The 17067-nt window shown below is 71.1% G+C and carries 18 protein-coding genes; 10 read left to right on the top strand and 8 right to left on the bottom strand.

Annotated features, from left to right (window positions below; all coding sequences use genetic code 11):
* Positions 1-7 precede the first annotated feature (7 nt).
* Positions 8-346 (bottom strand): winged helix-turn-helix transcriptional regulator, encoded by a 339-nt coding sequence (locus tag MicroSTF_RS18620; protein ID WP_021198374.1) that lies wholly within the window; start codon positions 344-346, stop codon positions 8-10.
* Between the two features lie 76 nt (positions 347-422).
* On the opposite strand from MicroSTF_RS18620, the gene MicroSTF_RS18615 reads away from it, so the two are divergent.
* Positions 423-1079 (top strand): FMN-dependent NADH-azoreductase, encoded by a 657-nt coding sequence (locus MicroSTF_RS18615; protein ID WP_029265148.1) that lies wholly within the window; start codon positions 423-425, stop codon positions 1077-1079.
* 265 nt (positions 1080-1344) lie between these two features.
* Here the strand turns inward: MicroSTF_RS18615 and MicroSTF_RS18610 are convergent, their stop codons facing one another.
* Together MicroSTF_RS18610 and MicroSTF_RS18605 are read right to left on the bottom strand one after the other, a co-directional pair.
* Positions 1345-2427 carry a HAMP domain-containing sensor histidine kinase gene (locus MicroSTF_RS18610; RefSeq protein WP_315071396.1) on the bottom strand — a complete coding sequence of 361 codons (1083 nt, stop codon included), beginning with the start codon at positions 2425-2427 and terminating at the stop codon, positions 1345-1347.
* A 10-nt stretch (positions 2428-2437) separates the two neighbouring features.
* A complete protein-coding gene (locus tag MicroSTF_RS18605; RefSeq protein ID WP_136023911.1) occupies positions 2438-3109 on the bottom strand; it encodes a response regulator transcription factor in 672 nt (223 codons plus the stop codon).
* A gap of 87 nt (positions 3110-3196) precedes the next feature.
* Here MicroSTF_RS18605 and MicroSTF_RS18600 point away from each other — a divergent pair, with 87 nt between their 5' ends.
* The 5 genes from MicroSTF_RS18600 to MicroSTF_RS18580 all read left to right on the top strand — a co-directional run bounded on the left by MicroSTF_RS18600 (position 3197) and on the right by MicroSTF_RS18580 (position 7453).
* Positions 3197-3865 (top strand): M15 family metallopeptidase, encoded by a 669-nt coding sequence (locus MicroSTF_RS18600; protein ID WP_315071400.1) that lies wholly within the window; start codon positions 3197-3199, stop codon positions 3863-3865.
* Complete coding sequence (alr, locus tag MicroSTF_RS18595) at positions 3862-4986, top strand: alanine racemase (RefSeq protein ID WP_315071403.1); 1125 nt, start codon at positions 3862-3864, stop codon at positions 4984-4986. The genes MicroSTF_RS18600 and alr overlap by 4 nt, the downstream gene beginning before the upstream one ends.
* Positions 4983-5933 carry a D-alanine--D-alanine ligase family protein gene (locus tag MicroSTF_RS18590; RefSeq protein WP_021198368.1) on the top strand — a complete coding sequence of 317 codons (951 nt, stop codon included), beginning with the start codon at positions 4983-4985 and terminating at the stop codon, positions 5931-5933. Before alr ends, MicroSTF_RS18590 begins: the two co-directional genes overlap by 4 nt.
* Positions 5930-6988, top strand: coding sequence for an acyltransferase family protein (locus MicroSTF_RS18585; protein WP_315071407.1), 1059 nt, complete (start codon positions 5930-5932; stop codon positions 6986-6988). The genes MicroSTF_RS18590 and MicroSTF_RS18585 overlap by 4 nt, the downstream gene beginning before the upstream one ends.
* A 75-nt stretch (positions 6989-7063) precedes the next feature.
* Positions 7064-7453 carry a VOC family protein gene (locus MicroSTF_RS18580; RefSeq protein ID WP_315071409.1) on the top strand — a complete coding sequence of 130 codons (390 nt, stop codon included), beginning with the start codon at positions 7064-7066 and terminating at the stop codon, positions 7451-7453.
* A 67-nt stretch (positions 7454-7520) separates the two neighbouring features.
* Here MicroSTF_RS18580 and MicroSTF_RS18575 read toward each other — a convergent pair whose 3' ends face one another.
* Genes MicroSTF_RS18575 through MicroSTF_RS18555 form a run of 5 tightly spaced genes read right to left on the bottom strand, consistent with a single transcriptional unit; the run spans position 7521 to position 13511 of the window.
* Positions 7521-8537, bottom strand: coding sequence for an ABC transporter substrate-binding protein (locus MicroSTF_RS18575; protein ID WP_315071411.1), 1017 nt, complete (start codon positions 8535-8537; stop codon positions 7521-7523).
* Positions 8538-8576: 39 nt separating this feature from the next.
* Entirely contained in the window at positions 8577-9356 is a 780-nt protein-coding gene (locus MicroSTF_RS18570; protein ID WP_315071413.1) for an ABC transporter ATP-binding protein, read from the bottom strand.
* Positions 9353-10501 carry an iron ABC transporter permease gene (locus MicroSTF_RS18565; protein ID WP_322957710.1) on the bottom strand — a complete coding sequence of 383 codons (1149 nt, stop codon included), beginning with the start codon at positions 10499-10501 and terminating at the stop codon, positions 9353-9355. The genes MicroSTF_RS18570 and MicroSTF_RS18565 overlap by 4 nt, the downstream gene beginning before the upstream one ends.
* Entirely contained in the window at positions 10498-12309 is a 1812-nt protein-coding gene (locus MicroSTF_RS18560) for a prolyl oligopeptidase family serine peptidase (protein WP_322957708.1), read from the bottom strand. Before MicroSTF_RS18560 ends, MicroSTF_RS18565 begins: the two co-directional genes overlap by 4 nt.
* Positions 12306-13511 (bottom strand): hypothetical protein, encoded by a 1206-nt coding sequence (locus tag MicroSTF_RS18555; RefSeq protein WP_029265135.1) that lies wholly within the window; start codon positions 13509-13511, stop codon positions 12306-12308. Before MicroSTF_RS18555 ends, MicroSTF_RS18560 begins: the two co-directional genes overlap by 4 nt.
* Before the next feature lie 115 nt (positions 13512-13626).
* On the opposite strand from MicroSTF_RS18555, the gene amiA reads away from it, so the two are divergent.
* From amiA to MicroSTF_RS18535, 4 genes are all read left to right on the top strand, one after another.
* Positions 13627-13725 carry a streptamidine family RiPP gene (amiA, locus tag MicroSTF_RS18550; protein WP_017831216.1) on the top strand — a complete coding sequence of 33 codons (99 nt, stop codon included), beginning with the start codon at positions 13627-13629 and terminating at the stop codon, positions 13723-13725.
* An 85-nt stretch (positions 13726-13810) separates the two neighbouring features.
* Positions 13811-14611, top strand: a complete 801-nt coding sequence (locus MicroSTF_RS18545; protein WP_322957704.1) for a hypothetical protein — start codon at positions 13811-13813, stop codon at positions 14609-14611.
* Entirely contained in the window at positions 14608-15600 is a 993-nt protein-coding gene (locus tag MicroSTF_RS18540; RefSeq protein WP_322957702.1) for a CocE/NonD family hydrolase, read from the top strand. The genes MicroSTF_RS18545 and MicroSTF_RS18540 overlap by 4 nt, the downstream gene beginning before the upstream one ends.
* Positions 15597-17060 (top strand): YcaO-like family protein, encoded by a 1464-nt coding sequence (locus tag MicroSTF_RS18535; RefSeq protein ID WP_322957700.1) that lies wholly within the window; start codon positions 15597-15599, stop codon positions 17058-17060. Before MicroSTF_RS18540 ends, MicroSTF_RS18535 begins: the two co-directional genes overlap by 4 nt.
* The last annotated feature ends 7 nt before the right edge of the window (positions 17061-17067 follow it).

Raw genomic sequence — 17067 nt, 5'->3', positions numbered from 1 at the left:
AAACGTCTCAGTGGGCGCGCGCGGCGAGATTCGCCGAGGCCCACTGCCCGAGTTGGTTCAGGATCGGCAGGAGTCCTTCCCCCGCGGGCGTGAGCGCGTACGACACGGTCACAGGCGGGCCGGCGTCGACCGTGCGGGCCACGAGTCCGGCCTCGGCGAGTTCGGCGAGGCGGTCGGAGAGCACGGTGTCGCTGATTCCGGCGACGGCCCGACGCAGAGCGACGAAGGTCGATGGACCCCCGCCGAGCGACGACACGATCATGCCGTTCCACCGCTTTCCGAGCACGCTGAAGGCGAGTGTGACGGCAACGTCGCACACCTGACGCTCTTCGTCGACCTCGGCCATGCCCTCATCCTATCGTGCTACGTTAATCACTGCCGCTAAGAAAAACCTAGCGACTACGAAAACGAGAGGTAGGCCCATGTCCCTGTTCCGCCTGGATGCCAGCATCCTTCCCGCGTCGTCCGCCAGCCGAGCGCTCGCCGACCTCGTCGAGGCCGAGTGGACCGCGTCCCACCCCGACTCCACGGTCACCCGCCGCGACCTGGCGAGCGACCCGGTGCCCGCGACCGCCTGGGCGGATGCCGTGACCGGCGGCTTCGTCGACGCGGCCCAGCGCACTCCCGCGCAGAACGATGCCCGCGCTCTCGCCTCGCAGTTCGCCGATGAGCTGATCGGCGCGGACGCGCTCCTGTTCGCGGTGCCGCTGTACAACTACGGCGTCTCGCAGCACTTCAAGACCTGGTTCGACCTGGCCTACACCGACGCGCGCATCGACCCGACCGGCACCGCACTGAACGGCAAGCCCGCCACGCTGGTCACCGTGCTCGGCGGCAACTACGCGGCCGGCTCGCCCAAGGAGGGCTGGGACCACTCGACCGGGTGGCTGCGCCGCGTGCTCGAAGACGTCTGGGGCCTCGACCTGCGCGTCGTGCAGCGTCCGTTCACCCTGGTCGGCGTGAACCCGGCCCTCGACGCCTTCGCCGACACGGCGCGCGAGCTCAAGGAGAACGCCGAGGCCGACGCTCGCACCTACGGTCGTGAGCTTGCCGCGACGCGCGACCCCCGCGTGGCCTGAGTCGAGCGGCATCCGGTTCGTCTTCGGCGTCGCGTCGGGTATCGGGTTCGGGTATTTGGTCGGGCGTCCGGTTCACCCGTCGGAAGGATGCACGGATGTAGGGCGGGAGACCGCCTACCGGCCCGACATCCGTGAAATCCTCCGACATCTGAACCGGGCGGACGTGAGGGCCTCGGCCGAGGGGACGTGAACCGGGGTGGACCCGAGGGGCACCGGACCCGGGACGTCAACGGGAGGGCGTGAACCACGACCGACCGGCGTGCGGTCAGACGGGAGGCTCCACCGGGTAGGGATGCGGGAGCCACACCGTCACGATCAGGCCGCCGTCCGTGCGCGGGGTGAGCACCAGAGTGCCGCCGTGCGCCTGGGTGATGCGGTCGACGATCGCGAGGCCGAGCCCCGCTCCGGCATGATCGTCGCTGCGGGTGCGTTCGGCTCCGCGCTGGAAAGGCTCGACGAGCGTCGCCACGCGGTGCGCCGGCAGCACCTCGCCGGTGTTCTCGACGACCAGCGCGACCGCATGGGGCATCGAGTGGGTGCGCACGGCGACGGCTCCGCCGGACGGCAGGTTGTGCACGATCGCGTTGAGCACGAGGTTCGTCACCAGCTGCGGCAGGAGGGCGGCGGAGCCGAGCACCGGTGCCGGTACGCCGCCCACCTCCACGGCGACACCGCGACGATCCGCGAGGGGCACCAGCGCCTCGACTGCTCCCTCCGCGAGGAGCGACAGATCAACGATCTCGCGGGTGAACGTCCGTCGGTCCGCCCGGCTGAGCAGCAGCAGTGCCTCGGTGAGGTCGATCGCGCGGGTGTTGACCTGTTGCAGGCGTGAGATCAGCTCGTCGACGTCGCGCTCCGGGTCGTCGTGCGCGACCTCGAGCAGCGTCTGCGAGATCGCGAGAGGTGTCCGCAGTTCGTGCGAGGCGTTGGCGGCGAACCGCTGCTGTTCCGCGACGTGCGCCTCGAGCTGTTCGAGCATCGAGTCGAAGACATCGGCCAGGTCGCGGAACTCGTCGCGGGGGCCGGGGAGAGCGACCCGATGGGAGAGCGATCCCTGCGCGGCCAGCCGCGCCGCGTCGCCGATGCGCTCGAGAGGTGCCAGCATCCGTCCGGCGAGCAGCCATCCGCCGCCCAGACCCAGGGCGAGCAGCACGACCATGACGGTGGAGGCGACCGGCACGAAAGCCCGGATCAGGTCGGAGCGGTTCGGCACGCGGACCTCGAAGTAGGGGATCTGCACGTCCGGCACGTACCGCAGCAGATACAGAGCCACGGAGGCGAGAAGCAGGAGTCCCGACACCAGCACGATCCCCGCATAGCTGAGGGTGAGCTTGAGGCGGGCGCTCATCCCGCGGCGTCTACGCATCGGCGTCCGTCCCGATCCGGTATCCGACGCCGGGCACCGTCAGGATCAGCCACGGCTCGCCCAGGCGCTTGCGCAGCGACGACACCGTGATGCGCACCGCGTTGGTGAACGGGTCGGCATTCTCGTCCCAGGCGCGCTCCAGCAGCTCCTCGGCGCTGACCACTCCGCCATCGGCATCGACCAGCACCTCCAACACCGCGAACTGCTTGCGCGTCAGTGCGACGTAGCGGTCGTCGCGGTACACCTCGCGACGGAAGGGGTCGAGGCGCAGCCCTGCGACCTCGAGCACGGGCGGCCGGCTGCGCTGACGGCGACGGTCGAGGGCGCGCAGGCGCAGGACGAGTTCGCGCAGCTCGAACGGCTTCGTGAGATAGTCGTCCGCGCCGATCTCGAAGCCGCTCGCCTTGTCGTCGAGGCGGTCGGCGGCGGTCAGCATCAGGATCGGGATGCCGCTGCCGGAGGCCACGATCCACCGGGCGATGTCGTCGCCGGAAGGGCCGGGAACGTCGCGGTCGAGCACGGCGAGGTCGTAGGAGTTGATGCTCAGCAGTTCGAGCGCGGTGTCGCCGTCGCCGGCGATGTCGGCGGCGATCGCCTCCAGCCGCAGTCCGTCACGTACCGCCTCGGCGAGGTAGGGCTCGTCCTCGACGATCAGTACACGCATGGCTGCGATCCTACGCACTGCGGTATATCGCGAGTATATGCAAAAGCGCATACGCCCCGGCAACCGGCCCCCTTCTTCACTGGGAGCATGAACACCCGCACCATCCCCCAACCACCGCGAGTGCGTCGCCGTCGCCGTGTCGTCGTCACGCTGATCGCGATCGCCGCGGCCGTGATCCTCGCGTTCGCGGTGCAGCAGTCGCTGTCCGCGGCATTCGCCGATGCGGCGCACACGATCCCCTCGCCCGCCCCGACGCCCGTTCCGACCGGGGGATCCGCCGGCTCGGTGGTCGCCCCGACCGAGGCCGACGGTGTGATCCTCGACGATGACAAGCCCACGGTCTTCGAGGTCGACAGGGTCGCCGTCGGCAACCTCGACCCCGCTCTGCTCGCGGCGCTGCAGCGCGCCGCTTCCGACGCCGAGGCCGACGGGGTGACCATCCGTGTGAACAGCGGATGGCGTTCTCCCGCGTTGCAGGAGTGGATGCTGCAGGATGCCATCGTCCAGTACGGATCAGAAGAAGAGGCGCGCCGCTGGGTGGCCACCCCCGAGACCTCGGAGCACGTGACGGGCGATGCGGTCGACCTCGGACCGTGGGCGGCGCTCGACTGGCTCGCCCAGCGCGGATCGCGATACGGCCTCTGCCAGATCTACGCGAACGAGTCGTGGCACTACGAGCTGCGCCCCGACGCCGTCGACGACGGATGCCCCGAGATGCTCGCCGACCCGACCGCCGACCCGAGGACGAAGCGATGACCACCCTTCTCGCCACCGAGCGCACCACGTACTCGCGTCTGCACGCGCCGACCCTCCACACCCTTCCCGGTGCCGTCGCCGAGAACCTGCGCCGTGTGCAGGCCGTGACCGCCGTGCCGGTCATGGCCGTGGTGAAGGCCGACGGCTATGGGCACGGGGCCGTCGTCGTGGCCAGGGCCGCGGTTGCCGCCGGAGCCGGATGGCTGGGGGTGACCGATGTCGCCGAGGCGGTCGCGCTCCGCGATGCCGGGCTCGATGTGCCGATCCTCTCCTGGTTGAACCCGTCAGGTGTCGACGCGGACGTCGCCGCGGAGCACCGCATCGACATCGCCGTCGGTTCGGTCGAAGAGCTGCGCCAACTGATCGCCGATGCCGAGGATCCGGTACGCGTGCACCTGCATCTCGACACCGGCATGGCGCGGGGAGGATGCCCTCTCGACGACTGGTCCGAGCTGTTCCGGCTGGCGCGTACCGGGCGGGGCAGGGTCGAGATCACGGGGGTCATGGGGCATCTGCCGCGCGCCGATGAGGCCGACCCGGCGGCGAACGCGGCAGCGGTGCTCCGGATGCGACAGGGGCGCGACGCCGTGCTGCGCGCAGGACTCGGCCCCGTGCTCGTGCATCTCGCCGCGACGTCCGGAGCGCTGACCGACCCGGCGACCCATTTCGGCATGGTGCGGATCGGGGCGGGACTCGTCGGGATCGACCCGTCGGAGACGACCGCGCTGGTGGGGGCCGCGCGCTGGACGGCACCGGTCGTGCACAGCGTGCGCGTGCCGGAAGGAACCGCGGTCGGTTACGGAGGCGGGGCGGTGACCGATCGGGAGACGCACCTGGCCGTCGTCGGCGTCGGGTACGCCGACGGCATCCCGCGGGAACGGGAAGCGGGCGCCGGCGTGGAGATCGACGGGGTGAGGTATCCGCTCGTCGGGAGGGTGTCCATGGATCAGATCGTGATCGACACCGGCGCCGTGCGGTTCCCCCGGGGCACGATCGCAACCGTGTTCGGACCCGAAGGGGGAGCCGTGCCGTCGGTGCAGGAGTGGGCGCGGTGGGCGGGAACCATCCCGCACACGATCGTCACCGGAATCGGGCCGCGAGTGCAGAGGAGTGTCGCATGACGACGAAGGTGCTGGTCATCGGCGGGGGACAGAACGCCGAGCACGAGGTGTCGCTGGCATCGGCAGCCGCGGTCGCCGCGGCCTTGCGGATGGGCGATCACGAGGTCACGTGCGTGACGATCGACCGTGACGGGATCTGGCGCGTCGAGGGCCGCCCGCACGGGGGCTCGGCCGCCGAGTCGCTCGCCCTCGCCCTTCCGCTGTTCACGCGGACCGACGTGGTCTTCCCCGCGGTGCACGGTGCCCCGGGCGAGGATGGTGCCCTCGCGGCGCTGTGCGCCCTCGCCGGCGTACGTGTGGTCGGCTCGGGCCTGCGCGCCGGAGCCATCGGCATGGACAAGTGGACGACGAAGCTGGTGGCTGATGCCGTCGGGCTGGGCACCGCACGCGGTCGCCTGGTCTCGGCCGACGACATCGGAGACGTGGAGTTCGAGGGCGAGGTCGTGGTGAAGCCGGTGTCGTCCGGATCCAGCCACGGTGTGGGTCTCGTGACGCGGGAGGAGGATCTGCTCGCCGCGCTGCACGAGGCCGCGCGCTTCGACCGCCGGATCCTGGTCGAAGAGGTCGTGCGGGGGCGTGAGATCGACGTGGCGGTGCTGCGTGAGAAGGGCGGCATCCGCTGGGCCGCTCCGCCCCTCGAGATCCACGCGACGGGATTGTTCGACACGGCCACCAAGTACGACGGCAGCGCGCGGTTCACGGTTCCGGCGCAGCTCGACGCCGGTGAGGTGTCGGCACTCAAGCGGGCGGCGATCGCCGTGTTCGATGCCCTCGGATGCGAGGGCGTGGCGAGGATGGACTTCTTCCTGACCGACCGCGGTCCGGTGCTGAACGAGGTCAACACGATGCCGGGGCTGACCGCGGCATCGCAGGTGCCGCGGATGTTCGCCGCGGCGGGGGTGACCTACGTCGACCTGGTGGCACGGCTCGTGCGCGCGGCGTCGTGACGGCGGCTCCCGCGCCACGCGTCGGATGGCCCGATGTCGCGAAGGGCATCTGCATCATCCTGGTGGTGCTCTGGCACGTCGTGACCAAGCACGCGATCGAGGCCCCGGGTGCGGGGCCGGTCACCGACGCCTGGGCGACGCTGAACGCCCAGCTGCTGCCGTTGCGGATACCGCTGTTCTTCCTGGTCTCCGGGATGTTCGCCGCACGCGCGGTGCTCGTCGACGACGGCAGTTCCTGGCGGCGGCGCGCGGCACGGCTGACGATGCTCTACATCGTCTGGGTCGTCATCCAGACGTTCGTGCTCGCTCTGGCGCCCGACTTCGACACGGCTCGGGCGACCAGCGGGTGGGAGCTGCTCGCGCAGCTGACCATCAGCCCGACGAACCTCTGGTATCTGCTCGCGCTCGCGGTGTACCTGGCGATCGGTCGACTGGGTCGCCGCATCCCGGCGGTCGTGGTGCTGCCGGTCGCCTTCGTGATCGCGGCGGTCGCCGGGGCCGGGGTCATCCCCGACCTCGGCAACCTGTGGCAGCTGGTGCAGAATCTGTTCTTCTTCCTCATGGGGCTGCGGCTGCGCGCGGTCGTCGAACGGTTCGCGAAGAGCGTCAGGGTGTGGAGCACCGTCGCGCTCGCCGCCGTGTACGTCGCGGCGCTGGCCGTCGTGGCGGGCCTGGCCATCCGCCTGCTGCCGGGCGTGTGGCCCGCGCTCGCCCTGATCGCGGTGGCGTTCGGGGTGTCGCTCAGCGTGCTCCTGGACCGCCACGTCGAGGTGGTCGCGCGGCCCCTGCGCTGGATCGGACAGCGCACCCTGCCGATCTACGTGCTGCACATGATGCCCCTCGCCCTCATCGATGCGGTCCTGCGCTCGACGCGCGGGCGGACGACGGACGTGGTCGAGGCCGTCGCACCCATCCTTCTCACCGCGATCGTGATCGGGATCTGCCTGGGTGTGCATGCGCTGCTCGTGCGCTTCGGGCTCGGGGCGCTGTTCGATCCGCTGCGGGTGACCGACCGCTTCACGGCACGGCTGGTGCCTCGCGGGGGAGAGGGATGACGCCGATGAAGGGGCTCGATGAAGGCGTTCGAGGAAGGCCTCGACAATCGGCGGAGGACGGCGGATGCTGGAAGCATGGCGGCCTTCACAGCGGACAACGCATTCAGCGGATTCAGCGTCGACGACATCGACGCGGCGAAAGAGTTCTACGGCACGGCCCTCGGGCTCGACGTCGAGCGCAATGCGATGGGTTTCCTCGACCTGCGGCTGCCGAGCGGCGGATCGATCCTCGTCTACTCGAAGCCGAACCACACCCCGGCGAGCTTCACGATCCTGAACTTCCCGGTGGCCGATGTCGACGCCGCCGTGGATGAGCTCATCGCCCGGGGCGTGCAGACCAAGATCTACAGCGATGAGGAATTCCCGTCCGACGAACGCGGCATCGTGCGCGGCAACGGTCGGGGTCCGGACATCGCGTGGTTCCGCGATCCCGCGGGCAACGTGCTCGCGGTGATGCAGGCCTGACAGCGAGCCCGGAGGGTCTGCGCCCCGGAGACCGAGGTCCCCGGGGCGCAGTGCCTACCGACGCGGCTCAGCCGAAGACGGCGTCGGGGTAGAGGCCCTCGGCGATGAGCCGGACCGCCGAGACGTTGCCGAGCGTGCCGGGGAACAGATCGGTCGAGGGCACCGCGATCAGGCGGCCGTCACGCACGGCGGGCATGTCGGGGAAGGTCGTCGCGAGGTAGGAGCGGACGGCGGCCTCGTGAGCGGGGTCGGACACCGCGAAGACGAGCGCGTCGGGTGCTTCGGCGGCGAGGGATTCCGGGGTGATCTCGGCGGCGAAGAAGTCGGCGAACGCGGGGTCTTCCGGCGTGAAGACGTTGTCGGCACCGGCGCGCTGCAGGATGTCGTACTCGATGCCGGCGCCGATGGCGGTGAGGGTGGTCCCCTCGATGAAGACCTGCGCGACGCGGGGGCGATCCTGTCCCTCGATCGCGGTGCCCACGGTGGCGAGCTCGGCCTGCGACGACGCGATCAGGTCGTCCGCCTCGTCTTCCACGTGGAAGATCGCGCCGAGGTTCTCGAGGTCGGTGAAGAGGTCGTCTACCGTGCCCTCCATGCGACGGTCGAAGCATCCGCCGGTCGCGGTGTACGCGGCGACCCCGGCATCCGCCAGCTGCTCGATGCTGGCGAATCCCTGCTCGGCAGTGAACTCGTACGTCGTGGGCGAGTAGACGAAGTCGGGTTCGACGGCGAGGAGCTCTTCTCGGCTCGGAGGGGCGTCACCGCCGATGACCGGCACCTCGGCGGCGAGGTCCGCGACGTCGGACGGCAGCTTCTGGGTCGTGGCCTGGGCCTGGCCGACGAGCGCATCGGCGAGGCCGAGACGCAGCAGCAGCTCGGTCTGCGACGGGTGCAGCCCGACGACGGCGGCGGGCGTGGACGGGATCTCGACCGTGCGGCCGCAGTTCTCGATCGTCACCGCCTCACCGGAGGCGGCGGGTGCCGTTCCGTTCGAGACCCCACCGCCGCATGCGGTGAGGGCGATCGCGCCCAGGCCGACGGTGACGGCGGCCAGCAGACGGGTGGTTCGGGTACGGGGTGTCATTCTTCTTCTCCTTGGTGATGGGTTCGGGTGTCGGGTCGATCAGCCGCTGACCGGCTCTCGGGGATGGAAGGTCATCGCGCGTGCCCCGGTGTCGACCTCGACGGCGATGCGGGCGGTGACGTGGAAGACCTCATCGACGAGCGCCGGGGTGAGCACCGTGTCGGGCGGACCGAAGGCCACGAGTCGGCCCTCGTCGAGCACGGCGACCTCGTCGCAGAACGCCGCGGCGATGTTGAGGTCGTGCAGGGCCGCGATCACGGTCGTGCCGAGTCCGCTCACGACGCGCATCAGGTCGAGCTGGTGCGCGATGTCGAGGTGGTTGGTCGGTTCGTCCAGCACGAGGATCTCGCCGCTCTGCGCGAGAGCGCGGGCGAGCATCACCCGCTGGCGCTGACCGCCCGAGAGCGAACGGACCAGGCGGTCGCCGAGGTCGTGCACGTCGGCGGTGCGCAGAGCCTCGTCCACGATGCGCTGATCCTCCGCGGTGTCCCGGCTGAAGGGCGGACGATGCGGCGAACGGCCCACGAGCACGGTCTCCCGAACGGTCAGGTCGAACTCGGAAGGGGAGTCTTGCAGCATGACCGACACCGTGCGGGCGAGGGCGCGCGGTGCCAGCTGCGACACGTCGGCGCCGTCGATCAGGACGCGCCCGGTGTGCGGACGCTGACCCGTGAAGAGCGCGCGCAGGAGCGTGGACTTGCCGCTGCCATTGGGGCCGAGCAGTCCCACGATGCGCCCGGTGCCGACCTCGAGGTCGATGCCGTGCAGCACGGTGCGACCGCCGCGCGCGACGCTCACGCGGTCGAACAGCACGCTCATCGGTCGAACCCCGCGCGCTCGCCGCCACTGCGCATCAACCACAGGAAGAAGGGAGCACCGACGAACGCGGTGAGGATTCCGAGCGGGATCTCGGTCGGCATCGCGACCGTACGGGCCAGCAGGTCGGCGACCATGAGGAACAGCGCGCCGCCGAGGACCGTGATCGGCAGCATCCGACGATGATCCGACCCGACCAGGAGTCTCGCCATGTGCGGCACGACGAGGCCGACGAAGCCGATGCCGCCGCTCACGGCCACGATCGCACCGGTCAGGAGCGGGGCGAGCACGAGCAGCAGCCCACGCAGCCGGGTCGTTCGTACGCCGACCGCCATCGCGGACTCGTCACCGGCGAGCAGCGCGTTCATCGACCGCGAGAGCCCGAAGACCGCGATGCAGGCGACGGCGAGTGCGACCGCGGGGATCAGCAGCGACGACATGTCGGCGGCCGACACGCTGCCGAGCAGGAAGAACATCACGCTGACGACGTTCTGGGCATCGGTGGTGAGCGTGAGGTAGCTGGTCACCGCGCTCAACAGAGCGCCCAGTGCGACGCCGGCGAGGATCATCCGGGTCGGAGACAGCTCTCCGCGGATGCGCGCGAGCATGGCCACGAGGATGCAGGCGACCATCGCGCCCACGAACGCCGCCCCGCTCATCGTGAGCCCGAGGAACGTGGCGCCGCCCGACACGATCACCAGCACGGCGCCGACACTCGCGCCGGAGGAGACGCCGAGGATGTAGGGCTCGGCGAGCGGGTTGCGCACGACCGCCTGCATCATCGCCCCGGCGAGAGCGAGACCTGCGCCCGAGAGCGCGGCGAGGAGCGACCGCGGCACCCGGAACTGCCACACGGCCTGATCCTGCAACGGCGTGAGGGTGCCGTCAGACATCCAGGGCATGCCGGGGGCCAGATGGCCGATCACGATCTTCGCGGCATCGAGAGGCGAGACCGTGACGGGTCCGGTGGCGGCCGAGAGCACGAGGACGAGCACAGCGAGCACCGTGATCGTCGTCACGGTCGGGCCGACGGGCAGCATCCGCCGGAAGCCGACGCGGCCGCCGGTGCGCCGACGAAGGCGCGGGATGCGCCGAACGGGGGTGCGCCGTGTGTCCGTCCCGGTGAGGGCTCCGGTGGATTCGCTCATCGGGCACGTCCCATCGTGGATTCGGTCGTGGATTCGGTCGTGGATTCGGCCGCGAAGTCCAGCACGGTGAGTCCCAGCTCGTGCAGCGCGGCGGACTCGTTCGCACCGTGTCCTGCCCCCGAAGCCGTCCAGAGCCGGGCGGACCCGCCAGCTCGTCGTAGCGCCTCGACCATCCGGTGCGTGTCGCGAGCGCGCACTCGGGTGTCCTCACCGAGTACGACGCCGAGATAGGAGGGGATCCGGGCACCGGCCGGAAGGGCTTCGGCCTGCGCCAGCGGAGACAGGGCCCGGAGGTGAGCGCGCGATTCGCGGGTGCCGTCATCGCCGAACTCCGCTCGCCAGCGTGCACCGAGCGGATGATCGTCCAGGTGAAGCAGATCGAGGGGAGCGGCGGTGGTGACGAATCCCGCGCACAGCTCCGGGTGCGCGATCGCACACCCGGCTGCGACGACCCCGCCCAGAGAGGCCCCGGCGAGGACGAGGAGGTCGGGTCGCGTGATCCCGGCCTCGATGAGTCCGCGCGCGATGTCGGCGAGGTCGGCGATCGTGCGGTGCTTGCTCCTGCCGCGGCCCCCCTCGCGCCACGCAGCTCCGCGCTCGCCACCACCGCGGAGCTGCGCGACGGCGTACGCTCCGCCGCATTCGACCCAGGCGGGCACAGTCGGCTCGAAGAGTGGAAGGTGCGGCACGCCGAACCCGCCGTAGCAGGTCAGGATCAGCGGCAGCGGACCCTCCGTTCCCGGGGGAGAGGTCACGTGGACGGTCAGGATCACGCCGTCGTCGGCGCGGATGTCGTGGCGGACGGTCGTGCCGAGGGGCCGCACGGCAGCGGCCGGCACCACCACGGTCCCCCGGCGCTCGCGCTGCAGGAGGCGAGGGGGAGTGAGCGGGCCCTCGACGCCGAGACGCAGCACGCCGTCGTCGACGCCGATCATCGTGGTGGTGAGCGCATCGGAGGGGCTCGACGCGGCCTCGATGCGCGCGACCTCGACACCGTCGACCAGGTCGATGAGCACGCTGCGCCCGTCGGCGACGGCGAGGACGACGACGCGGTCATCATGCACCGCGACATCGACGATCAGCGCGTCGGGATCGTGCCAGCGCCAGAGTGCATCGTCTTTTCCGGCGGCGTCTTTTCCGGCATCGTCTTTTCCGGCATCGTCTTTTCCGGCGGCGTCTTTTCCGGCACCGACGTTCGGCACGGCATCGAGCCCGCGGTCGTGCCACACCAGCACGCCGGTGCCGAGAGGGGAGGCCCGCAGGAGCGCCGGCCAGCGACCCAGCGATGCTCCGGTGCCCCGGTCGGTCAGCGTCGTGCCTCGCGAACCCGAGCTGAGGGCGCGCAAGCCGCTCTCCCCGCCGGGGAACAGTCGCAGTCGTGCATCGGCCTCGAGAGCGGCCGCCCGCTGCTCGCCGGTCTGCAGGTCCAGGGTCACGAGCATCCGGTCGCGGCTCGCGACGACGTCGAGGCTGCGCGAGTCGGGTGCCCAGAGCACGGTGTCGTAGCGCAGACGGATGTCGGGGTGCAGCTGCAGGGTGCCTCCGTGGGCATCGACGATGCCGAGGACGGCGTTCTCGTCGGCGGTGGGCGCCCACTCGACGGCGATGCGCCGACGGTCGGGCGACGGGAAGATCCGATGGAGGTGCCCGTCGGGCTCGATCACGGTCGTGCCGTCGAGGCGGTGGATACCGCGACGAGAGCGACCGTCGGCCCGACCCAGGATGAATCCCCCGACGGGAAGACCCGGTCGACCGTGACGTTCCGCACGTGCGAGGGCGTCATCGAGCACGGATCGGCGAGCGCTCATCGGCCGACCAGATCGTCGATGCGGTGGTCGGCACCGGCCCACAGCAGGTGCCCGCCCTCGTCGAGTGGGGTGGGGAGCTCGATGGTCGAGATGCCGCTGTCGTCGACGAGGTGGATCGTGCCGTCTCCGCCGCTGGTGACGGCGATCGTTCCGGTGCCGGGGTCGATCGCGATGGACCGGCGCTGTGCGGGGCGGCCGTCGACGCCGTCCCACGGCAATCGTCCTGCGCGGGGCGGGTGCGTCATCGCCGGGATCGGGGTGATCCGCGCGATGCGCGCGTCCTCCCGATCGATCACGATCACGACATCCCCGTCGGGATGGATGACGGAGACGGCTGCGACGCCCGTGGCGAGGGCGAAACGGAAGGCGAGCCCCGGCGGCAGCGGCACGGTGCGGGAGGCTCCCGACGCGAGGTCGATATCGACGAAGGTGTTGGTCCACTCCGCCCACGATCCGGGAGAGGCCGGTCCTCCGCGGACGATGCCGGTGGCGCGCCCGGTGTCGCCCGCGAGGCGCAGGTAGTACGCGCGTCCTGCGACGGGCCACGGGACGATGCCGATGGCGCGGGGAACTCCACCGTCGACGATGAAGCGCTCCAGACCGCGGCTCGTCGCGATGCCGATGATGCCGGAAGCGGGGTCCACCACGTCGCCGTGTCCGTCTGCAGCGAGGTCGTCGATGACGTGCCCGCGCAGGACCGGTGCGTGCGCTCCGACCTCGAGCGCCGTCGCGAGGGGCAGCGCCTCGACGGCTCCGGGTTCGCGATGGCGGAGCACGATCATCGGCTCTCCCGTGGCCTGATCCGGGGCGACCACGACGCCGGGCTCGCCGGTGCGCACGCGGAAGCGCACGGAGGAGTCGGTCGCGAGATCGACGACGGACACCAGGTCGGTCCAGGCTTCCTCGTTCATGCCCAGACCGGAGGTGACGACCACGTGGCGTCCGCTCGGATCGCAGGCCAGATGCTCCGCCGGGATGGCGATCGGGACGCGTCGTACGGAGTCCGCGTCTGCGATGACCAGCGCACCGCCGCGGTCGTCCGCGAACGCCCAGCGGCCGGATGATCCGGCGGGAAGCCGCAGGAAGCCCGCATGCTCGGCGAGCCAGCTGTCGGCGACGGCGACACGCCGGGAACCGTCATGGATCTCGTAGACGACTCCGGCCCGGTGATCAGCGGCGAGGAGGGGGATGGAGGAGGACATGTCAGCGATCCTAGTAGATATTGAGAATCATTATCATTTAGGGTCGTCAGTGTTCACTCACCGTGGACACCGCCCCGCACCCCGCGAGGCGGACCCCTCACAGAAGGAGAACGAAATGGAAAAGCAGATCCTCGCCGAGATCGAAGAGTCCGAGCAGCTGGCGCACCTGTCGGCATCGCACTCGAACGCCCTGGTCGAGAACCCGTTCGACTGATCGCGGATCCTTCCGTCGCGCTTTCGAGCGCACTCCCGTCCGGCCGGGCGTTCGCGCCCGGCCGGACCCATCACCGAGAGACACCATGACTTCCGAACCCCGCATCCTGCCGCTCCCCGACACCGGGGCGCATCTCGTCGTCGGTGCCGACGGCCGCCCCCGGATCCGTCTGCGCACCGGACGACTCGTCCTGGTCGACGCACCGGCCGCCGCTCTGGTCGAGGCCCTCGAGAGCGGGGCCCACGGAGAGCGCTCGACCGCACTCGACCGGCTGACGCTCGAGGTGCAGGAACGCGAGTCCGCCGATGCCCTTCACCGCTGGCCGCAGGAGCGCCGCGACGTCTGCCTCCTCGGAACGGGTCCGCTCGTGCTCGACCTCGAGCGCGTGCTCGCCGCCTGGGGCGCCCGGGTCGCCGTCCTGGATCCGGAGGCGGCACCGTCCGAGCACGCCGCCCTCGTGGTCGCCTATGCCGAGGACGCCTCCGGCCGCCGCCGCTGGGCAGAGCTCGATCGGCTTCCGGAGCGGGGCACCGCGTGGCTCCGCGTGCACCGGGAGGGCGAGGTCGTGCTGATCGATCCGCTCGCCGTCGACCCCGGCGACCCCACCTCCGTGCAGGTGGCCGCGCGACGGGTGGCCGCGAGCAGCGCGCCCGCCTCGACCGAGGCCTGGCAGCGGGCGCGTCCGCTCACCCCTGGCGCGCTCGACGACGCGACCAGAGCGCTCGTGCTCGCCCGACTGCTGCACACCATCCTCGCCTGGGCGCAGGAGGACGCAGAGCTCGACCGGCTGCGGACGACGCTCTGGAAGGTCGTTCCCGCAACCGGTTCCGTGAGCGCGCACACGGTGCTGCCCTTCCCCGCGGCCCCGCGCCGGGTGATCCGATGACGCCGCCGCGCGACGCCCGCCCTCACCCCGTGCTCGCGGACGACGGCGCCCTGCTGCGCGGCTGGGTCTGGGAACCCGCGGAACCTCGCGGCGTCGTGCTCATCCGTACGCCATACGGCGCTTGGCGACACGGCGACACCGCACGCGCCTGGGTCAGACGGGGCTACCGCTGCGTGATCCATGACGTGCGCGGACGCCACTCCTCCGACGGTGAATGGCACCCCTACCTCGCGGAACGCAGCGACGGGCGCGCGGTGGTCGAGCAGGTCAGGGCCGAGAACCCCGGGCTCCCGCTCGTGCTGTCCGGCGGCTCGTATGCCGCGCACACCGCACTCGAAGCGGCCAGGGCCGTCGTCGTCGAGGCCCTGGTGCTCCAGGTGCCGGCGCTCGGGCTCGCCGAGACCGCGTGGGACGAGAACGGGCGTCCCCAGCTGCGCGACCGGATCGGGTGGTGGCACCAGCACGGCCGCGGCCCGCGTTCCCTGGCGCCGCTGTCGGACGAGCAGCTCTCGGCCCGTGTCCGGCGGGCATCCGACGTGGGCGTGCATCGGGCCGCCGACGAGTGGGGGTGGTCTTCCGAGGTCCTGTCCGGATGGCGACGCCTCTGGTCTGCTCCGGCCGTCGACCTGGACCGTGCCTACGGGGCGCTCCGGGCACCGCTGCTGCTCATCCGCGGCGATCACGACTTCTTCTTCACGCATGCCGGTCGGCTCGCGGCCGCCTGGCAGGGCCCCGTCCACCTGGTCGACGGTCCGTGGGGACACCGACTGGCCGCGGACATCGACGACGACGATGTCCGCTCCCGGCTGCGCAGTGCGGGCGGCATCGGCGGCGTACTCGACTCCTGGCTCGCCGAGACCGGACTGCCGACCAGGGCATCCGCGCTTCCTGCATCCGCGCTCCCCGCGCCGGCGTCGGGGCGGAGCCGCCGGACCAGATCCGCCTTCGAGCCGGAGACCGGCCGTTGGCGGTACGAGAGGACAGCATGACCCTGCACGACACTCACCAGACCGCTCGCCGCGACACCCCGCACGACACACCGCGCGACACCCTGGGGCACGCCCGGGGTCGATCCGCGATCCGCGCGACGCTGTCGGCCGAGGCGCTGGTCGACGCCGAAGCCGGCATCATCCGCTCGGTGCGGGAGGTGCCGCATCCGATCGGCGCCCCAGACCGGTACCTGGCCTTGACGGCATCCGTGGCCGACGCCCGGATCCTCGGCGAGTGGCCCGCCGATCGGGTCTCGCTCGGCACATCGTTCGGCGACCCCGCTCAGGCGCGCATCGCCGCGATCGGCGAGGGCGTGGAGCGGTATTGCGGCAACTGGCTGCCCGATGAGCTGCCTCGCGGCGAGCTCCGTGTCAGCACCGCCGACGAGCTGCGCGCCGACGGGGAGAGCGTCATCGACGAGTCCGATCTGCCGCGCTTCGCCGACTGGCAGCTCGCACGGCCCGGGTTCGCGTATCAGCGTCTGCTCCCCTCCACGCCGACGCTCTGGGCACGCTGCGACGAGATCGACGGTGGCTCGGTGTGGGTGCCGGATTCTCTCGTGCACCTGAACTGGCGGCAGTCCCGGTTCCGCGCGCTGCCGCGGACACACCATCTGAACTACGCCGGCATCGCGACCGGCGCAGGCTTCGACGACGCCCGCGACCGCGGGGTGATCGAGGTCATCGAGCGGGATGCGCTCGAGGTGTGGTGGCACCTGGACGGACCGACGTTCGGCATCGATCCGGCCACGGTCCCCGGTCTGCTCGACGATCTTCAGGGGAGCAGCCTGCGGGTGTGGCTGGTGGCGATGCCCTCGGAGTTCGCTCCCGCGATCGGCGCGCTCGTGCACGACGAGGAGCGCGGGCTCTACGCTGCAGGCTTCTCGGCCTCGCTCGACCCGGCGCGGGCCGCGCGGAAGGCCGTGCTCGAAGCGGTGCACACCTGGATCTACACGCAGGGATGCACGACGGACGACGGATGGGTTTTCCGCGCGGTCGCTGCGGGACTGATGGCGAAGGGCCTCACCCTCGACTTCCGTCCGCACGCCGACTACCTCGCCGCGGCCGGGCCGCAGTTCGAGAACGTGATCGACCTCGGCGCGCACGTGCAGGTGTGGCTCGACCCGACCGTGCACGACGAGGCCCGGCGGTTCCAGTCGCCCGCGCAGGGCGTGCGTCCGCTGAGTGCGGTGGACCCGGTCACGATCGACGAGGTGTACGGGCGTCTGCGCGATCGCGGTCACCGCGTCCTGACCCGCGACCTCACGACCTCCGACGTGCGACGCACCGACCTGCGCGTGGTGCGTTCGATCGTGACCGGACTCGTGCCCAACGCCCCGGCGGCGTTCTCGTACCTCGGAATGCCACGGTTCCGCGAGGCGGCCGAGGAGCGCGGCTGGCGCACCACCTGGACCGGCGGCCCGGAGGACTTCACGCTCCTCCCGGCTCCGCACATGTGAGGGCCGT

It is taken from the genome of Microbacterium sp. STF-2, assembly GCF_034650155.1.
Classification (GTDB): domain Bacteria; phylum Actinomycetota; class Actinomycetes; order Actinomycetales; family Microbacteriaceae; genus Microbacterium; species Microbacterium maritypicum_A.
The sequence above is the reverse complement of the archived record's forward strand: the minus strand, read 5'-3'. Positions and strand labels throughout refer to the sequence as shown.